The 16,884-nt window shown below is 70.4% G+C and carries 17 protein-coding genes and 1 pseudogene; 7 read left to right on the forward strand and 11 right to left on the reverse strand.

Annotation, left to right across the window (positions count from 1 at the left end):
* Positions 1-104: 104 nt before the first annotated feature.
* The 3 genes and pseudogenes from dacB to OG500_RS37315 form a co-directional block, all read right to left on the reverse strand.
* Positions 105-1,697 carry a D-alanyl-D-alanine carboxypeptidase/D-alanyl-D-alanine endopeptidase gene (gene dacB / locus OG500_RS37305; protein WP_329587077.1) on the reverse strand — a complete coding sequence of 531 codons (1,593 nt, stop codon included), beginning with the start codon at positions 1,695-1,697 and terminating at the stop codon, positions 105-107.
* 381 nt (positions 1,698-2,078) lie between these two features.
* Complete coding sequence (locus tag OG500_RS37310) at positions 2,079-2,459, reverse strand: hypothetical protein (protein WP_327071323.1); 381 nt, start codon at positions 2,457-2,459, stop codon at positions 2,079-2,081.
* 251 nt (positions 2,460-2,710) lie between these two features.
* Positions 2,711-3,130: pseudogene (locus tag OG500_RS37315) on the reverse strand (phosphohydrolase); the annotation flags it as partial.
* A 363-nt stretch (positions 3,131-3,493) separates the two neighbouring features.
* Here OG500_RS37315 and OG500_RS37320 point away from each other — a divergent pair.
* A complete protein-coding gene (locus OG500_RS37320; protein ID WP_327071324.1) occupies positions 3,494-3,931 on the forward strand; it encodes a hypothetical protein in 438 nt (145 codons plus the stop codon).
* A gap of 51 nt (positions 3,932-3,982) precedes the next feature.
* On the opposite strand, the gene OG500_RS37325 is transcribed toward OG500_RS37320, so the two are convergent.
* From OG500_RS37325 to OG500_RS37340, 4 genes are all read right to left on the reverse strand, one after another.
* Positions 3,983-4,402 (reverse strand): hypothetical protein, encoded by a 420-nt coding sequence (locus OG500_RS37325; protein WP_329587080.1) that lies wholly within the window; start codon positions 4,400-4,402, stop codon positions 3,983-3,985.
* Positions 4,399-4,866 carry a MarR family winged helix-turn-helix transcriptional regulator gene (locus tag OG500_RS37330; RefSeq protein ID WP_327071326.1) on the reverse strand — a complete coding sequence of 156 codons (468 nt, stop codon included), beginning with the start codon at positions 4,864-4,866 and terminating at the stop codon, positions 4,399-4,401. Before OG500_RS37330 ends, OG500_RS37325 begins: the two co-directional genes overlap by 4 nt.
* 235 nt (positions 4,867-5,101) lie before the next feature.
* Positions 5,102-6,358 (reverse strand): DUF3500 domain-containing protein, encoded by a 1,257-nt coding sequence (locus OG500_RS37335; protein ID WP_329587083.1) that lies wholly within the window; start codon positions 6,356-6,358, stop codon positions 5,102-5,104.
* A 112-nt stretch (positions 6,359-6,470) separates the two neighbouring features.
* The gene (locus tag OG500_RS37340) at positions 6,471-7,109 is read right to left on the reverse strand and encodes an NAD(P)-dependent oxidoreductase (protein WP_329587085.1); all 639 of its coding nucleotides are present in this window, start codon (positions 7,107-7,109) and stop codon (positions 6,471-6,473) included.
* 96 nt (positions 7,110-7,205) lie between these two features.
* Here OG500_RS37340 and OG500_RS37345 point away from each other — a divergent pair, with 96 nt between their 5' ends.
* The gene (locus OG500_RS37345; protein ID WP_327071329.1) at positions 7,206-7,625 is read left to right on the forward strand and encodes a winged helix-turn-helix transcriptional regulator; all 420 of its coding nucleotides are present in this window, start codon (positions 7,206-7,208) and stop codon (positions 7,623-7,625) included.
* Positions 7,626-7,844: 219 nt separating this feature from the next.
* Here OG500_RS37345 and OG500_RS37350 read toward each other — a convergent pair whose 3' ends face one another.
* A complete protein-coding gene (locus tag OG500_RS37350; protein ID WP_329587088.1) occupies positions 7,845-8,492 on the reverse strand; it encodes a PRC-barrel domain-containing protein in 648 nt (215 codons plus the stop codon).
* A 528-nt stretch (positions 8,493-9,020) separates the two neighbouring features.
* Entirely contained in the window at positions 9,021-9,476 is a 456-nt protein-coding gene (locus OG500_RS37355) for a hypothetical protein (protein WP_329587091.1), read from the reverse strand.
* Positions 9,477-9,656: 180 nt separating this feature from the next.
* Here OG500_RS37355 and OG500_RS37360 point away from each other — a divergent pair, with 180 nt between their 5' ends.
* Entirely contained in the window at positions 9,657-10,052 is a 396-nt protein-coding gene (locus OG500_RS37360) for a hypothetical protein (protein ID WP_329587094.1), read from the forward strand.
* Positions 10,053-10,101: 49 nt separating this feature from the next.
* On the opposite strand, the gene OG500_RS37365 is transcribed toward OG500_RS37360, so the two are convergent.
* Positions 10,102-10,461 carry a zinc-binding dehydrogenase gene (locus OG500_RS37365; RefSeq protein WP_329587097.1) on the reverse strand — a complete coding sequence of 120 codons (360 nt, stop codon included), beginning with the start codon at positions 10,459-10,461 and terminating at the stop codon, positions 10,102-10,104.
* A gap of 120 nt (positions 10,462-10,581) precedes the next feature.
* On the opposite strand from OG500_RS37365, the gene OG500_RS37370 reads away from it, so the two are divergent.
* The 4 genes from OG500_RS37370 to OG500_RS37385 all read left to right on the forward strand — a co-directional run bounded on the left by OG500_RS37370 (position 10,582) and on the right by OG500_RS37385 (position 15,321).
* A complete protein-coding gene (locus OG500_RS37370; RefSeq protein WP_329587100.1) occupies positions 10,582-11,916 on the forward strand; it encodes an eCIS core domain-containing protein in 1,335 nt (444 codons plus the stop codon).
* A gap of 824 nt (positions 11,917-12,740) precedes the next feature.
* Positions 12,741-13,181 (forward strand): hypothetical protein, encoded by a 441-nt coding sequence (locus OG500_RS37375; RefSeq protein ID WP_329587104.1) that lies wholly within the window; start codon positions 12,741-12,743, stop codon positions 13,179-13,181.
* Positions 13,182-13,457: 276 nt separating this feature from the next.
* Positions 13,458-13,706 (forward strand): hypothetical protein, encoded by a 249-nt coding sequence (locus OG500_RS37380; RefSeq protein ID WP_329587107.1) that lies wholly within the window; start codon positions 13,458-13,460, stop codon positions 13,704-13,706.
* Between the two features lie 280 nt (positions 13,707-13,986).
* The gene (locus OG500_RS37385; RefSeq protein ID WP_329587110.1) at positions 13,987-15,321 is read left to right on the forward strand and encodes a hypothetical protein; all 1,335 of its coding nucleotides are present in this window, start codon (positions 13,987-13,989) and stop codon (positions 15,319-15,321) included.
* 991 nt (positions 15,322-16,312) lie between these two features.
* On the opposite strand, the gene OG500_RS37390 is transcribed toward OG500_RS37385, so the two are convergent.
* A complete protein-coding gene (locus tag OG500_RS37390; RefSeq protein ID WP_329587112.1) occupies positions 16,313-16,876 on the reverse strand; it encodes a hypothetical protein in 564 nt (187 codons plus the stop codon).
* Positions 16,877-16,884 lie beyond the last annotated feature (8 nt).

Below are 16,884 nucleotides of genomic sequence, written 5' to 3' on the forward strand. Positions count from 1 at the left end.
CGGGGCCGGACCAGCGGGCCTTCGCCCTGTCGTGAGGCGTCGCGCCGCCCGGTTGCCCTCCGGACGGCGCGACACCCGCCAGGCGGGCGGCAGCTCTGGCCGCGCTACGGACGAATGATCCGGGAGAGAAGCCTGCTCGCGGACGTGTCGGCCGTGTGGCGCGGGCGGTCGGGGCTGTGTTCTGCGCATGCCTCCTGCTGGAGGAGGACGGCGATCTCGTCGACGTCGTCGTTGACGTCGAAGAACCCCTGGATGTTCGGTGCCGCCGCGCCGTTGACGCCGACGAAGAAGGTGTAGAGGTGGCCGTCGTCCGCCTGCAGGTAGCCCGCGTACGTCTGCGCGTTGACGGCGACCTGTTGGTTGAGCTGGTCGAAGCCGATGATGGTGCCGGGCTTGGCGAAGACCTTGCCCTTGGCCGGGCAGTCGCTGGTGCAGAAGAGGGCGCCCGTGCCGGACACACCGAGGATCGGCAGTGAGGTGCGGAACGCGTCCGCGTCGGGGGTGCGCAGCCAGTATGCGAGCAACTGGTTGAGCCCGGTGGGCGTGACGCGGTCGACGGGGACGTCACCGCGTCCGTCCGCCATCTGGAACTGGGTCGGGTCGACGTTCGCCGTCCGGGTGAGGAAGTCGTGGATGACCGGGAAGCCGTCGAAGCAGTTCGTGCTGCCGCGGCTCACGGCCATGTTGCACAGGGCCAGGTTGGCGCCGAGATTGTGGCTGACGTTCAGGATCAGCTTGGCGTAGTCGCGGTACGGCGGCGAGACCAAGGCGGCGACCTGGGGATCGCCGGTGTACGAGGCGGGCAGCGTGTTCTCCGGGTTGGGCCCGGTCGGTGGGGCGGTGACGGTGACCCCTGCGCGGCCCAGGGCCTCGATCAGGGCGGTGCGCCCGAAGGCATTGGGGTCCTGGATCTGGGAGTTCTTCAGGGTGGGCTGGGCGTCGGCGGCGATCGTGCCGGAGAGCGTGATCGCCGTGCCGTCGGGGGACGTGGAGACCTGGATGTCGGTGGTGCCACCGGCCTCCACCGTCTGGACGTTGGAGGTGACCTGGTACGGCGCGACCTGCGGGCGCCAGCTCAGCTGGGCGGGCTGACCGGGGGAGGTCGGCGTGCTCAGCAGGTCGATGACGTTGTCGTTGATGATGAGGGGCGTCGGCTGGGGGCTGATCGGCGGGGGCGTGAACAGCCGCGGGTCGATGACCACATCGCCGTCGACCGTGGTGATGCCCGAGTCGTGGACCTGGTGGGCGATCTGGTCCAGGCCGGCGAGCGGGTCCTCGGGCGTGAGGGTGGCGCCCGGGATGTCGTCGGCATAGGTGTGGTCGATGGAGGTGAAGTCCACCGACCCGTCCGGCTTCGTCCGGCCGCCCATGGTGAGATCGCCTTGGGCGACGAGCGCCAGGTTCCCGGTGAGGGTCGACCCGTCGAGGTGGCCGACAGCGTTCACCGGCGTGGTGAAGCGGTGGTCCGGGCCGAGGGCGTGCCAGGCGCCGGAGATGGTGATCAGCTTGATGGTCGAACCCGGCATGAAGAACTGGTCGGGGTACGTGGAGTGGATGACCCGCCCGCTCGCGGGGTCGATCTCCAGCACACTCCACTGCGCGTGCTCGTACGCGGGTTTGTCCATGATCGCCGTGATGTCGGGCCCGAAGCCGCTGTGCGGGTGCTCCGCAGGTGCGGCGGCAGCTGTACCCGCCACGACCGCGAGTGTGGCGCCGACGGTGGCCCAGGCCCGAACCCGATGACGGATCCTCGATCTCATTCGCCCAGCCGTTCTGGAGTCGGAAGCCCCGCTTCGCGGGGCGCTCACGGCGCATGGTAGGAGTCCGGACTCCGGGAGCGGGGCTGCGGCGCGGTGTGCTGACGGCGTGCGGTATGAAAATCATTCAGTCGGTGGAAGGTGGGCGCAGGGATCGGTGATCGTGGAGTTGCGACGCTCTGTGATCACGCGGACCGGGGAGGACTCCTCGATCCAGCCGAACTCTCCGGGAACCGGTCGGGTGTTCCCACGTGGCGGTGCAGGTGGCGGAGTCGTCGGGGCCGGCCGGGGAGACGTACGCCTCCCCGGCCTCATCCGGGGTCAGTTGTAGATGCCCCAGGAGAGCTTGCCGCCGAGGTGGTCGATGATCTCGGTCCGGACGGAGTGGCCCGGGCCGTCGTAGATCCACGGGGACTGGGAGCCGCTGATGGAGTCGTACACCGGCCTGCCGTTGCTGCTGTCCCAGATCAGGAACTCGCAGTGGCCGTTGGTCCTGGTCGGGTCGATGGCCTGGAAGTCGTGGTACTGGCCGTCGGTGTAGAGCCGCGGCTCGATCTTCTGCACGGCGTCGCAGTTCGGGGTGCTGGGCATCTGGAAATCGCCCTCGACGGCGAAGGCCGGCGAGGACATGGTCAGGGCGAGCACGGTCCCCGCGCCGAGGACGGCGACGGCGGTCCGCAGCGAAGTACGGCGAGACAGCATGGTGTGGGGTTCCCCCTGTTGTCGGTTCCTGTCGGTACCCGGCACACGCAGCGGCGGACGGCTCCGCCGGGGTGTGGCCGGGCGGAGCGATGTTTTCAGCGGATGATCACGGTGGCAAGGGCTGCGCTGGTTTTCGGACGTTCTCGGACACCCGGGTGGTGTCCGCGGACACCACCGCCGGCTGCAGAGCCGGGGTGGCCGGCCGAGGCCGCACACGCTGCACTCGGCGCCGTGTGCGGGCTTACCGTCTGTCAGCCGTGGATCGGGAAGGATGCCTGGAACGACAGGCGACCGTCGGCGTCATCGCCGATGCGGGACAGGACGTCGTCGAGTGCGACGAACTCCTCCCAGGCCGCCCGGCCGGTCGCTTCGGCCAGCCGGGCAACGACGAGATCCTCCAGGTCGGCGACGCGCTTGTTCTTCCAGATCTTGTCGGCGAGGCTCACCAGGAGGTCCTCCAAGCCGGCACGCGACGCTGTCCACGACGCGTGTGTCGCGGCGAAGCGGGACAGCTCCGGGCCGACGCCGCAGCCGAGCAGCAGAGCCTGTCCGGCCTCCTCGTGCGCCGCTCCGGGCCCGGAAAGCTCGGAGACGTGCACGGTCTTCCCGATGTCGTGTGTCGCGGCCCCGAAGAGCACCGCCTCGCGGTCGAAGAGCAGGGCCGGGCAGCGCTCTGGGGTCGAGGACGGTCACGGCTCCGGCCGCCGCCAGTGCCGAGGGGCGTACGCGGCCCAGGAGGACAGCCGCCAGGGAGCTGACGGGCAGGGTGAGCTGGGCGGTCTTGCGGGTCCGGTGCACCTCCTGGGGCCCACCAGGGGGCTCGTCAGCTGCAGGAGTTCCTGGCCGGGATCGCCCCCGTTCTTCGCCCGGCGTAGCAGCCGCGGTCGGCTGCCCGGGCCGGGCGGCTGCCCGTCGGCTCTCCCCGGTTCGCGCCGCTTCGTGTGGACTTGATCAGGCCGTCGGCCGATCGGTACGGGTCACGCCGACTGCAGGGGGCTCTGTGAGCGCTCCCGGGCGGGGAGTACGCTGCGGCCGTGATCGATGACGAGGACCAGATCCTGGCTGCTGCGATCGGTGCGCTGGGAGCCGGCAGTGGTGGGTTCGGCGGCGGACGGGGGGCGACGTTCGCGGCGAAGCGCCTGAAGAAGAACGTCCATGAGATCGGCCTGTCGCTGGCCATGCCGCTGGATGCCGCCGCCGCACACGTTGCTGCCGTCCTCGCTCGGGCCGGACACCTGCTGGACGCGGAGGACACCCGGCCCACGGGGGCGCGCGCTGTCCGAGCGGTGGTCGGGGGCGGATACGGGAGCCTGAATCCGGTGCTGATCACCGTCGGTCTGAGCGAGGACGGGCCGGAGCGCACCACGGTGTCCGTTCGTGGTGCGGCCAAGGAGGGGCTCATCAAACAGCGGGCAGGAGAGAAGACGGCGAAGCGCATCGCCGAACTCCTGGCCCGCCAGGGAATGGGCTGACCGTTGCCCGCCCTGGGCCGGCGGCTCCGGTCCGGGCGGGCACGGGCAGGGTCACGCGCCGGTCTCCAGGATGCTTTTGAGGGTGGTCAGTTCGGTGTCGACGAGAGCGATCTGCTCGTCGAAGTAGGTGTCGGTGAAGGCCGGCGGCTGGAAGAAGGTGATCATGAACTCCGAGCCGGTGCCGTTGGCGACGACGCGAGCGGGGACCTGCCAGGACGCCTGCTCGTCGAGGTAGTCGTGGTCGAGGAGGCCGAGTTCGGCGTTGCCGCGGATCCGGAGCCTGGCGGGGCCGTGCGGCGTGGTCATCAGCCACCAGTCGGGTTCGTCGGTGGGCTCGATGGCCTTGACGTTGACGACGGCCCAGGCGGGCCAGTTCGCCGGGTCGGCGAGGAAGGCGAAGACTTCGGCGACGGCGCGGTCGATGCTGACGGTCTTGGTCACCGAGCGAACGGTGGCGGGGCTGGTGTTCATGACGGGGCCTTTCCGGAGCCGGGGGTCTCGGGATGGGGGTCGCCTACCAGACGGCGGATCCAGTCCTCCAGCTGGAGGCGCTGGGCCGGGGCCAGGTGGGCGAAGAAGTGGGCGTCATTGCGATCGGCGATCTCCGCCAGGCGCGGTGCGAGGTCGCGACCGGCGTCGGTGAGGGTGAGCCGCAGGATGCGCCGGGATCCTGGGTCGCTCTCGCGTGACATGAGGCCCTTGGCGATCAGCCGGTCGACCAGGCGGGAGACCGCGCCGACGTCGATGTCGACGTAGCGGGCCACCTCACGGGTGGTGGTGGCGTCGCCGCGGTGGACGGTGATGAGGACCGCCCACTGGGAGACGGTCACGCCGTGCTCCGCGAGTTGCTTCTCGAACCGGCCGTGGACCTCGTCGGAGAGCCGGCGCAGCCAGTAGCCGAGGTGGTCACGAAGCCCGCTGCTCGATGCTGTCACCCCTCCAGCCTGCATGCCGGGACAACTGTTGTCAAGACAACAGATGGCCTGGGCGAGGGCGTCGCTTCCGGGTCGGGAAGAGCCGGATCCGGCGCCGGGCTACGACCACGTCAACAGCTGCCTGGCGGCCCTGCCGGGCGACACACTCCTGGTCGACGTGCACTGCCATGTCTGAGCGACGGCGACCCCGGGCCTCCCGGCCTCCCGGCTTCCCGGTCTTCGGGCGCGATGGTGGTCAGCGTCCGATGCGTTGCTGCGGATGGTGGTGGGCGAGGTGTCGGCGCAGCAGGTCGCGTCCGTAGTCGCCGCCGTTGGGGGTGCGCACGATGGTGTGGACGTGGAACGGTTCGGGCTGGTCGTTGTCGAGGAAGACGCCTTGGTGGCAGTCGTATTCGATCAGGACGACGGGGCTGTGGATGCGGTAGTAGAAGGCGTCGTCGTCGCCGCTCCCGCCGATCCAGGCGAGGTGCGTGTCGTCGAGGTGCTGCTCGACGCTCTCCATGAACACGGCGGCGGGACCGTCCGGGAGCCGCTGCGCGTAGGTCATCACCAAGTGGAGCAGCAACTCCTGTTGCCCGGGGGAGAGCCCACCGGCCGGCAGCCCGGCGTAGGGGATGACACGGTTGTCCTGGGCCGCGCCGCCCAGGTGCCTGCCGTTGACCGGGTCGGCGAGTTCCGCGGGCAGGTCCTGCGACCGGATGGATGGGTGGAGAACGGCCTGACGTGCCTGTTCGGGGTGCAGGCTGCGCCGCAGGTCGAGCCCGGCCGTCCGCTGCTCGTCGAACAGGCGCAGGCCCTTGTGGGTACCGCGGTCGGCCTCGGTGGGCTCGGCGCCGATGAAGGTCGGGGTGAGGACCATCTGCCGGCCGATGATGAAGCAGTGCACGTCGAGGTGGTGGCCCCACAGTTGCCATCCCCACGGCTCCGTTGTCGAGGGGGTGCCGAACACCGCGAAGGAATAGCTGAATTCGGTGAGGGTGTCGCGGTACTGGCCGATCAGTTCGCCGAGCGCGGCGTTGAGTTTCATCGCCGTGCGAGCGTCGGAGAAGCCGCTGGCGGACAAGCAGGCCTCGAGGACCGCGAGCGCACGCTCGCGCTGCGTGGGCTCGAGGTCCTCCAGGCGCAGGCCGTGCGGATCCCAGTTCGGAAAGGCATTGATCCACATCCGCCATTCGTCCGCGTCGACGGCGAAGAGGACCTCCCCGCGCTGCGCGGGAGTGAGGCCGTCGAGGAAGGCGGTCGCCGCCCTGCTCGCGGGCCCCGGATCCCAGCCGGTGTCCTGGAGGGCGAACAGATCGGGTATGACGTGCCCGTCCGTCGTGATGCCGACCAGCGGCTCCTTCGCCCGCTCGAGCACCGGCGGGAACGCCTCCCGCACTACCGCCCGGAGATTCGGGGGAAGGGCCGCGAGATCCACCCGGGCGTCCTGGACCGGCAGCCCGAGAACGGGTCCGAATCCCCGGTAGAGCGTCTTTTCACAGTCGTCATCCATGAGGGAACATGCCTTCCTTGCGGCGAGCCGGAGCCCGCGGGGATCACCGGACCGCTGGACCGCTGGACCGCTGGACCGCTGGACCGCTGGACCACTGGATCACCGGATCGCCTCAGTGGCCGAGGTTGACCTGTGTCCGGTGGTGGTCGCCCTTCTCCATCAGGTCGACGAACCCGAGGGCGTAGTCCGCGGCGGAGATCGCGCCGCCGTCGTCGGGCTGGACCGCGACGTCGCCGCCGAGCCGGTAGCGGCCGAGTCGCTCGCCGGGCACATGCGCACCGAACCCGAGCGCCGGGCTCACGAAGACCCAGTCGAGGGTCGCCGGCGTGGCCGGGAGGTCCTCGATGACGAGCGCCGCACCGGCGCGGATCTCGTCGTGGAGCGCTGCGGGGATGTGGCCGAGGTCGGTGACGAAGCGATCCGCCCCGGGGGCCGGACGCAGCGAGGAGAAGCCGCCGACGACGAACAGGGGCACGCCTGCGGCATCGGCCAGTCGCGCGATGGTGCGGTGGACCTCGCGGAAGGTGCCGGCCAGCGGGCCGAGTGGGGCGAGTGCGGCCACGACGGAGTCCGCGCCCTCGATGACTGCCGCGAGCGTTGCTTCGTCGGTGGCGTCGCCTTGGACGTAGGTCACGTTCGGGACGGGCGCGCCGGGGAGCGAGCGGCTCAGTGCGGTGACCCGGTGGCCGCGGGCGGCGGCCTCCGCGACGATGGCCGAACCGGCATAGCCGGTACCGCCGATGACGGTCATGCGGGACACGAGGGGCCTTTCGACGAGACGGTGGCGTCGGGCGACGCGATGTGATTACCGTATGAGTGCAGCTCTCTGACGGGAAGAAGGCACTTTGTGGTAACCACGCAGGCCGAGCCGGTGCCCGGCGGCAGCCCCTACCGCGCGGACTGCCCGACCCGCCACATCCTGGATCGCATCGGCGACCGTTGGACGGTGCTCATCGTGGGCGCCCTCTGGGACGGCAGCGCCCGCTTCTCGGAGTTGCGGCGGCGCATCGAGGGCGTCTCGCAGAAGATGCTCACCCAGACCCTCCGCGGGCTCGAACGGGACGGGCTCGTGCTCCGCACCGTCCACCCCGAAGTCCCGGTCCGCGTCGAGTACACGCTCACCGAGGCGGGCCGCACCCTGCGCGAGCCGTTGCGCGCACTACAGGAATGGTCGATCGCGCACCTCGGCGACGTGTCGGCGTCGCAGGAAGCCTACGACCTCGCCCATCGACCTCCTCTTCCTGACTCCACGGATCGCGACACGTAGCGCTGCGACCTCGGCCTCGCCGCAGGAGCCTGCGTCTGTGCACGACGGGCGGTCACGTCCGCCGGCTGGGCTCCTGCCGGGATTCGCCCGCGTCCTGCCGCCCGAGCCGTCGGCGCCCCCGCTTGTGCCGCGGGCTGCCCGTCCTCGCCACGCCCGCCCGACTCGAAGGCGGCGCTGACCGGGCCGCGCACCGCGGGGCTGGTGGATTCCCGGCCGGGGTCAGGGGCGGCTGTCAATGTCGACCGGCGGAAGGTCGGCCAGCTGCGCTTTGCTGAGCCGCGTCGTGACGACCCCGGCCTGCCACGACACGTCGTCGATCGGGATGGCGACGGTCTTCCTGCCCCACAAGTGGCCCTCCTTGAGGAGCACATGGGTCACGCCTTGGTCGCGCGGGTCGACGAGCAGCCCCTGAACGCGGCCGACCTCGCCGTCGTCGGCCACGACGCGGTCGTCCTTGCGGATCTGGACCTCGTCGCCCGGTACCCGCTCGCGGACGACCGTGTGCGGCGCGCCGCTGTCGGGCAACAGCGGCATGGGGACGGCGCCGCCTCCGCCGAGGCCGGCAGGCGGCATGACGAGCCACTGGCCGGGCTCGTAGCCGAACTGCTCATCGGCGCCCGCCAGGTACTCCGTCTCCTCGGCGGGGGCGAGCTGGGCGACGGCCGCCGTGTCGCGGAACAGGCGGATGTTCTCGGAGTCACTGGCCGTCCCGTCGACGATGTCGACGGGCACCAGCCGGTCGGTGGCGTCACGGCCACCGATCACCAGGTGGGTGACCCGCGCCGACTGCGGTTCGATCACCACCCGCTTCAGCTGGCCGTAGGTGCCGTCCGGGCAGTGGACCTCGGCGCCGATCGCGTACTGCACTGGTGTGCTCACCTGAATTCCTCCTGCGATTGTGCCGGACCGCGTCCAGCGGTCCGGTCGCCGCCCGTCTGCCCCGCCGCAGGCACTCGACACCTCTCCCGCCGGTCTCCCGCCAGGACCTGGGCGGTGCCCCAGGGGACAACCGAGCGCCAGGTCCTTTCCGTCGTACCGCGGCATGACACACCGCAAGCGGGGAAGCCGCTCCACGTTCAGTCAAGCCGCCTTGCGAGGCGAGACAGGAGAGAAAGTCACATGTACATAGGGCTCGGCACCATTGTGCTCATCGTCATCGTCGTCCTGGTCGTGCGTGCCCTCAGCCGCGGCTGACAGGCCCATCGAAACGAGCGACGCCCCAACGAGCGGGGGAGGCACCTCGGACACGCTTGGGGTGCGTGATCCCCTCTGCGATGTCGTGGCTCTGCGCGGAGCCGGGCGACCCTGGACGCCACGTCCTGTTGAGCGAGGTGGCGTCCAGGGTCAAGGTTGCTGGCTGTCCGGTTGATTGCTGCTCGACTTCGCTGCTTCGCACTACGGCTGCGTGACTCGCGGGCGGGTGATCAGCGGCTCGATCCCGGCGTCCTGCAGGCGCATGGCCAGCAGAGCCCTCTCCGCGAGGGTTCCCACGTATGTGCCGGTCCGGATCCGGTGCAGGGTTGCCTTGGCGTGGGCCAGGTCGCCGCCCAGTTCGGCGCGGAGCACCTTCATCACGGTGACGGCGCCTGCTGCGGGGTCGGCGAGCTGCAGCCGAGCGGGCCCGTGTTCAGCCAGAAGCCGCCCTCGGAGGGAATCGGGGAGGTCGCCTCGGCCGCAATCGGCCAGTGCCCACCCACAGGTCGGGCAGTGGTATTCGATGCTCCACTCCAACGTGCTGCCGACGAGCTCCTGCCCGCCGGAGCAGGTCAGCGCTGCGGCGCAGTCCGGGCACGGCGACGTGTACTCGACGGACTCGCCAGTCACTTCGTAGCCACTTCCCTTGATGATCACGGTGTTCGTGGATGCCGGGCGTGCTTCCGACCGGTCCGCTTCGGCACGATCACACGTCGTGGGTGGCGTGCCTGCTGGATCCTCCCACCAGAAGCTCGAAGTCCTCCCACCAGAAGCTCGTACCGGGCAAGCACAGAAACCCGCTGGTTGCCACGCGACCGGTTGCGGAAGACTGGCCGGGTGCTGCTTCCCACCACCGCCGACCTCGTCGAGCTCGTCGAGGCCGTCCGGATCACCGAGCCACACGGCTGGTACCAGTGGACGGATACCGTCCCCGGCGAGACCGTCGGGCTCTGGGACGATGCGCAGGAGGTCCTCGCGCTCGTCGCTGGCCTCCCCGCGAGCACCAGGACGCGGTGCTTCTCCCCGGGCTTCGCAGTCCGTGCCCACACCGGTCCGGGCCAGGTCTTCTCGGGTCAGGTCCTCTTCGAGATCGCCTTCTGCTTCCACTGCCACGCGGCGTGGTTCTACGGCCAGGCCGTCACCCCGAACCTGGCTCGCCAGACCTTCGATCCCGCGAGTGCTCCGGCGCGCGAGCTCCTTCGTCGGTTCCGGGAGAGTGCCGCGTCCCGCTGAGTGACACCGCAGCGACCGCGGACAACCCGGGTCCCTTGCTCCGGGCCGGTCACGTTGCGGGGGCGCTGCGCCGTACCTCCAGAACGGCCTTTCCGGTGACCCGACGCCCGCGGAGCGCCTCGGCTGCCTCGGCGAAGCGCTCCCAGGCGCCCAGCCAACCGGTCTCCACGGCCAGCGTCCCCTCCGCGACCAGCCCGGCCAGCACCGCCAGCTCCGCGCCGGCGTCGCCCTCGATGACGAAGGAGGTCAGCGACCTGGCAGGGCCGACCGTCGCGTACGGAGGGAAGACAGCCGGCTCGCCGGAGGTCCAACCGACGCTCTGCACACGGCCACCGGGAGCGAGCAGGTGCCATGCCGCGACCAACTGCGGGCCGCCAACGCCATCGCAGCAGCAAGGAACGGCAGGCACCCGCGCAGGCCGGGCCGCTCTGCCCTCGCAGGCACCGCACTCTGCCCCTGCGGCCCTGACAGCAGACCCAGGTTCGGCGTATCCAGGAGGAGGACGTCATTCCACCCCGGAGGAGGCGCTGTGCGCGGCCATGCGAATGCCAGGGACACCGGAAAGAAGGAGGCCGACCCGGCGCCCCGCGGCGCCTCGGCAGCCCGCGGGGAGCAGTCTCCTGACCTTCTCCGGCTTCAGGCGACCGTCGGGAACGCCGCGGTCGTGCAGCGGCTGCGACAGGCCGGCCGCCTGGGTTCGTCGGACGGGCCGGAAGCGGTGCAGCGTTCAGCGGTTCACGACGTGCTGCGATCTCCTGGGCGGCCGCTCGACGACGGTACCCGTACCGAGATGGAGAGTCGCTTCGGCGCCGACTTCTCCGATGTGCGGATCCACGACGACGGGGCGGCGAAGGCATCCGCGGCCGGTGTCGGAGCTCGCGCCTACACCTCCGGGCACCACGTGGTGATCGGTGCGGGCGGTGCGGACAGGCACACCCTTGCCCATGAGCTCACGCACGTCATCCAGCAGCGTCAGGGGCCGGTGGCCGGCTCCGACACCGGCGACGGGCTTCGGGTCTCCGATCCCGCCGACCGCTTCGAGCGGGAGGCGGAAAGCACCGCCCGCCGGGTGATGGGCGGTGCGGTGCCGGTGCGGGAGAGCACCGTGCAGCGCGCCGACCGGACACCGGGGCTGGCGGTCCAGCGCTGGGCGGATCAGGACTCCCAGACCGAGCAGGCCATGAAGGTGTCGGCCGGCGGGCTGTTCGCAGTCGTCGCCGATGAACCGGACTCGGTCTGGGTGAAAGCCGGGACACCGGCCGCGAACGTCTCCCCGGCGCTGCGGCGTACCACGACGGAACCGCAGGACCTCTTCGGCACCGGCAACTACCAGGAGTACCAGCTTGCCCGGGAGATCCTGGACGACTGCCTCCACACCGCGGAGGAGATCATGCACAACGCCGTCGGAGAACTGGGCGACGGTGCGAACAGCAACATCCGTACGAACGACGGCACCAAGGCCTTCGGCGTGTCGGACGAGTCGAACCGCGAGCGCGCGGCGGACTTCAAGGGGGAGCCGGACCGCCGCGCGGCTCCGGTGGTCGGCCAGGCCTACGTGATGGTCGCCATGAACCCCGGCGAGGAGGAGATGTCGCAGTACCACGCGGCGGCGGTCGTGGGGGTGGACGGAGCCGACACCCTGACCCTGGAGGCATTCGCCGGCAGCGGACAGACCACCCCGGACCCCAGGACGTACACCATCGCTTCGACGGCGTCCTTCCACGACGTCTGGAGCGGTGGCTACTACGCCAGGAACCACCCCAAGGTGACCATGAAGACGGTCGTCATCGGACCACGCGGCAAGGGCCGCCGCGTGAAGGCGGGCGATGAGCGACCGCAGAACCCGAATGTGGCTGATGACTAGCAATCCAGCCAGCCCTCGCCATTCCCGCTCGCCGCGGGTGCTGTTCACCCGTGGCGAGCAGCACTTTGCTGACGGGCGGTCAGCAGGCTGCCCCGGTCCGGTACCGCTCGTGCCAGGTCGTGCGAGACCAGTCGGCGGGCGTGGCGCGCGGGGCGGGGCCGCGCGAGGACCGTTGCGCAGGCTGGCCGTCGCATCCGACGCACCGTGACGAGGGGCAGCTCATGCACAGCAGCGCCAGGATCCGCCAAGGTGTGCGGGTGCTGCTCGCCGAACTCCCGCGCGGAGCACTCGACCAGCGAGTCGGCCAGATTGAGCGCGGCACCCGGCCCGGTCCCGATCTCCCGACGCCGGATCGGCGCCCGACTGGCCGTCAGACCGCTCAACGCCACGTAGCCTGCCCCCGCCACGAGGTGGGTGATCGCACCGAGTACCACCAGGCGCTCATCAGCACTCATGCCGAGCGCCGGTACGGCGCTGTCCGCACCGGCGAAGGGCACTTCGGCAGGGACGGAACGCAAGGGGACAGGTCAGGCACCGCACGCTCCTCTCGGAATCTCGTCCCGTGAGCCCCCTCACCCCGTCCCAGGTGGTGCGCGTCCGTACCCTGGAAGGGCGTGGGCGCGCACCACCTGCTCATCGATGAGCGTCGGCATCGAGGGCCTGTCAGGGACGTTGGACGTGTCGGTGGGTGATCAGGCAGGTGGCGGGGACGGGGAAGGCTTCGCGGATGTCATGGCCAGGATCTGCAGCATGGTCTGTCGGTGTCGGGACTCTGCCGAGGCCCCGGTTCGCGGGACGGCGACCGGGCAGGCTAGTTTGCTCGGGTGAGTCTCCTTGATGATGTGGCCGAGCGTGACGGCTGGCGGTGCTGGGTGTGCGACGAGCCGGTCGACCCCGACAAGTCGGTGAACGACCCGCGAGGGCCCAGCGTCGACAGCCGGACCACCGACCGGAAGGCCAAGGTCGCCGAGCGGCTCGCGCACCGCGGGTGCAACACCCGCAAGGGCGCGGTCAAGGTGGTCATCGCCTGGCCGGACCGTCTGTACGTGGTCGAACCCGCGCCGCTGATCACCGTTGCGGGGAGGCTGGAGCGCAAGGGGGGCCGCGAGATGGTGGGCCGCTGTCCGACCAGGCAGGACGCCCAAGAGGCGGCGGATTGGCTGGTGGACCGGTTCTCCCGGCTGGTACCAGGGCTGCCGGTGACCGCCGACATCGAGGCGGGCGGCGGCCAGTTCCTCGTCATCCTGGCCAGCGGCCGCCGCTGACGCCTGATCCCGCAGACCGTGGCGCAGGCGAGGCGGCACGGCTTCGAAGTGGCCCAGTACCGTCCTGGTCGCCACCGTCCTCGCAGCCGCCGTGCCGGGTGCCGGCGGGGCCGCCCTCGTCTGCGGGTCCGAGCACCGCGCCATCGGACGTCGCAGTGCCTACCGAACGTCGCCTACTGCACGTCGGTGGGCAGGCTGAGCATGGCGTCGTCGTACACACGCAGCCGGCCCCGTTCGTCCGGGCAGCCGTCGTTGGCATTCGGGTACGTCTGATGAGTGTTGTGCAGGCCGCGCTGGAGCTGCTCCTACCGCCGCCTGCCGGCCTGCCTCGCCGTCGGCGCCACGCTGGCCGCCCCCGCGAACCGCACCGGCCTCGGTGACGATCCGACCTTTCGGCCCGGCTCGTGGCCGCGCAAGCAGGCGACGGTCCGCACCGCCGGGAGGCCGATCGGGCGGCAGAGCGTGCGCCTGGAGCTGGTCCCCTGGCCGCCGCTCCGCCGGCCGGCCAGGAACGTCGCCTGCTGATCCGCTCGCCGCTCCGCAATGCCCCCCCCGCCGTCCCGGCCGACCCAGACCGGGAGGGCCGCTTCCCCCAGCAGACGAGTGGTCACCGTCCAATCCACCCAGCAGCCGTCCGCGTCCTCCGGTGCGCCCGCTTCCTCTCACCACTGCTGGGGGCGGTCCCGGGAGGTGCGCTGGTTCGGGCGGTCGACACCTTGATCGGCTCGCGACGGAGATGTGATCTTTCTCCGTCAGACTGTCAGGTGATCTTCACGTTCCTGTGCTCGTTGCTCCCGATTGGTTCATGGTGTCTCAACAGTCCAGCCCTGCCCGCCGTTTCAGGGGCGGTATCTCGTTCGCCGTCGTCGCCGTCGTACTCGCCAGCCTCAAGTCTCTCAGCGGATGCCAGGCCCTGTCCGGCCAGTTGAAGACGCTGCCGCCGGAGCAGTTGAAGAGCGAGCTGGTCACCGCGCCGGCCGGGTCGAAGCCGTTCGCCCAGGGAACGCTGTCGCCTGACGGCATCCTGACGCTCGACCAGTTCGTCGACGGCGTGATCAAGGCCGGTGACCGGTCCGACGAGAAGCGGAGCATGACCGACCGGGGTTTCAAGTCCGCCGCGGAGGTGAACTGGGACGCACCGGACGGCACCTCGGCCGACGTCTTCCTGCTCCAGTTCACCAGGTCCGACGGCGCGCAGGACTTCGTCAGCGGCGTGTCGCAGGCGACGGCGAACGAGGAGAAGCCGCAGCGGCCGCTGGGCTCGCTGCCGGGCATATCCGGGGGCGAGACGTGGACCGCCGGCGCGGTGGACACCGTGGGGAACATCCGCCAGAGCGCCTGGTTCTCCGTTGGCAACATCGCCGCCGACGTGCACTACTACACCCCCGGCCAGCCCGACTCGGGCGGGCTGGCCCAACTCGCCCGCGCCCAGCAGGCACGGTTGACCGGGAACGTCACCACCCCCTCGCCGCTGCCCGCCGGCACCACGTCGGTCGCACCCGCCCCCGGCACCACGTCGGCTGCGCCCGCCCCGGCCGGTACCACGGCGGCCGCAGCGGCCCCGGCCGACCAGAACCGCCTGCTGGGCGACCTGGTGGCGCCGCCCGCCGCCTCCAAGCCGTGGCAGGCCGACGACCAGACCGGGCCGAGTGGCATCCTGACGCTCAACCAGTTCGCGATCCGCTACGCGCAGGCCGACCGGCAGGGCGTCATCGACAAGCAGACCACCCGTGGCTTCCAGTACGCGGTCCGGGAGAACTGGAACACCAGCGACGGCCAGGAAGCCGACATCGTACTGGCCCAGTTCGCCACCGCGACCGGCGCACAGAGCTACACCCTCGGCCACCAGAGCAGCGCCGGCGACAAGGCGGACGCCGCCGGCACCTACCCGATCCCGAACAGCGGCGACACCATCGCCTACGACCACCGCGACCTCGACAGCAACGGGGACATCCTGACCGAGAGTTACGCCGTCATCGGCAACATCGCCATCGACGTCAGCTACTGGCAGCCGAGCAAGGCCGTCGACCGGGCGGTCATGACCGCCCTGCTCCAGCAGCAGTACGCCAAGCTGCTCGCCGACCCGACCGTGGCCACCGCCGCAAAGGCGGCACCTGCCCTGCCGTCGGCCACCCCGTGACGCCATGGGACGCTGGGCCGGTAGTCCAGTCGCACCTAGTGCCGCGTCAGGCAGCCTTTGCCTGTCAAGGAGCGGCGTCCGGTGCGTGCTGTCGGCGTGCCGGCCGGAAGTCCTCGTACTGGACGTACTTGGGCTTTCGGCCGGTGCGGCGAGAGTGCGTGCCGGGCGTCGCGACGGGGCGAAGGTTGCCTGACGCGGCACTAGCTCTCGGCGCCCCGATTCAACTCGACTGGGCATAGGCCAGGATCTGTGCAGCTGGACGGCTTGGCCATGGCCCGGCCGGTGGCTCCGTCAGTCGATCAAGCGGCCTGCTCCTCGCGCTCGACGAGGATGCCGTTCTCGAACCGTGCACCTGTACGGACCAGGCGCGGTTGGAGTTCGAGTGGATGCGTCACAGCCCGGGTGACACGGATCAGGACCGATCTGGCCCCGGAAGCGGATGACGTAGGACGGTGTGGCATCCGGGTGGGTGCCACACCGTCCCACCGGTGCCTGGAGGGGTGAACCGAAGGGTGCAGCCGCCTGGCGGCTGGTGCCGCCGTATCCGCAGGTCAGGGCCTATGGGCAAGCCCTTCTCGCGCGACGACACCTCCTTCCGCGCGAGAGCCGCGGAAGAGAGGGGCCAGTCGATGCCGGGCCGGATGCCAGGCCAGCCGGTGCGCTGGCGCGGGCCCGTGCCCGCACGGATGGTCGGCGCGACGCACGCGATCGTGATGGAAGCGACCGTTCCCGGACCGCGAGCCTCCTCCCCGGCTACGCCCCTGGCCCGGCCACGTGGCTCCTCCGGGCTCAATGGCGATCGTCCGAGAGCCCAGCCTGGCTACGCAGCGACGGCGCATTACCGGGCAGCGACGTGCCGATGGCGGCCCCCGGATTGCAGAGGGCCGCCATCGGGCTCCATGGCACCAGATCAGCACGGGGTCACGGCGGGCTGTTGTTCGTGACCTGGTCGGATCACGGTCGCTGTGGTCGCCGCTTTCAAAGGGATGAGCTAGGTCCCCACGAGGTGTTCGATGATTTTGGAGAAATATGCGTTTCGGTCTCGCATCAGCTCGATGCTGGCTACGATGGCGCTGCTCTTGTTGACCGGTGTGAACGTTGTTCCGGCAACCGGGATGGCGATGATCGTCAGATGAAATTCCGGGAATTGGTTTCCGGTTTTCCGTACGTGTTCGTGGATGGCGTCGGCCAGGCGGGTGCGTGGCTGTCCCGGGGCGGTCCGGCTCAGTTTCGCCAGTTCCCTCTTCCGCTGGGAGCTCCAGGCCAGGAGTTCGGTGGAGTGGCGTCGGACGAGGGCGCCGAGGGGGCCGTGAAGGCTCTGCGCGGCGTTGGACTCGTGGCCCGGTGATGCCAGAGCGAACTCCCACCACGCTTGCCACCGTGACTCGATCTCGGGGACCGTGTCCTGAAGCGGCGTCAGCGGCAGAGGCGGGTCGATCGGCGGCAGGCCGAGCGGGTCGGTAAAGCCAAGCGCGTCACGGATGGCGAGGGCGAAGGCTATGTCGTGTGAGTAGTCCAGCGTGACCGACCATGCCGTGCTCGGTGCTGCCGTCATAGGTTGCG

Source organism: Kitasatospora sp. NBC_01250, assembly GCF_036226465.1.
Lineage (GTDB): Bacteria > Actinomycetota > Actinomycetes > Streptomycetales > Streptomycetaceae > Kitasatospora.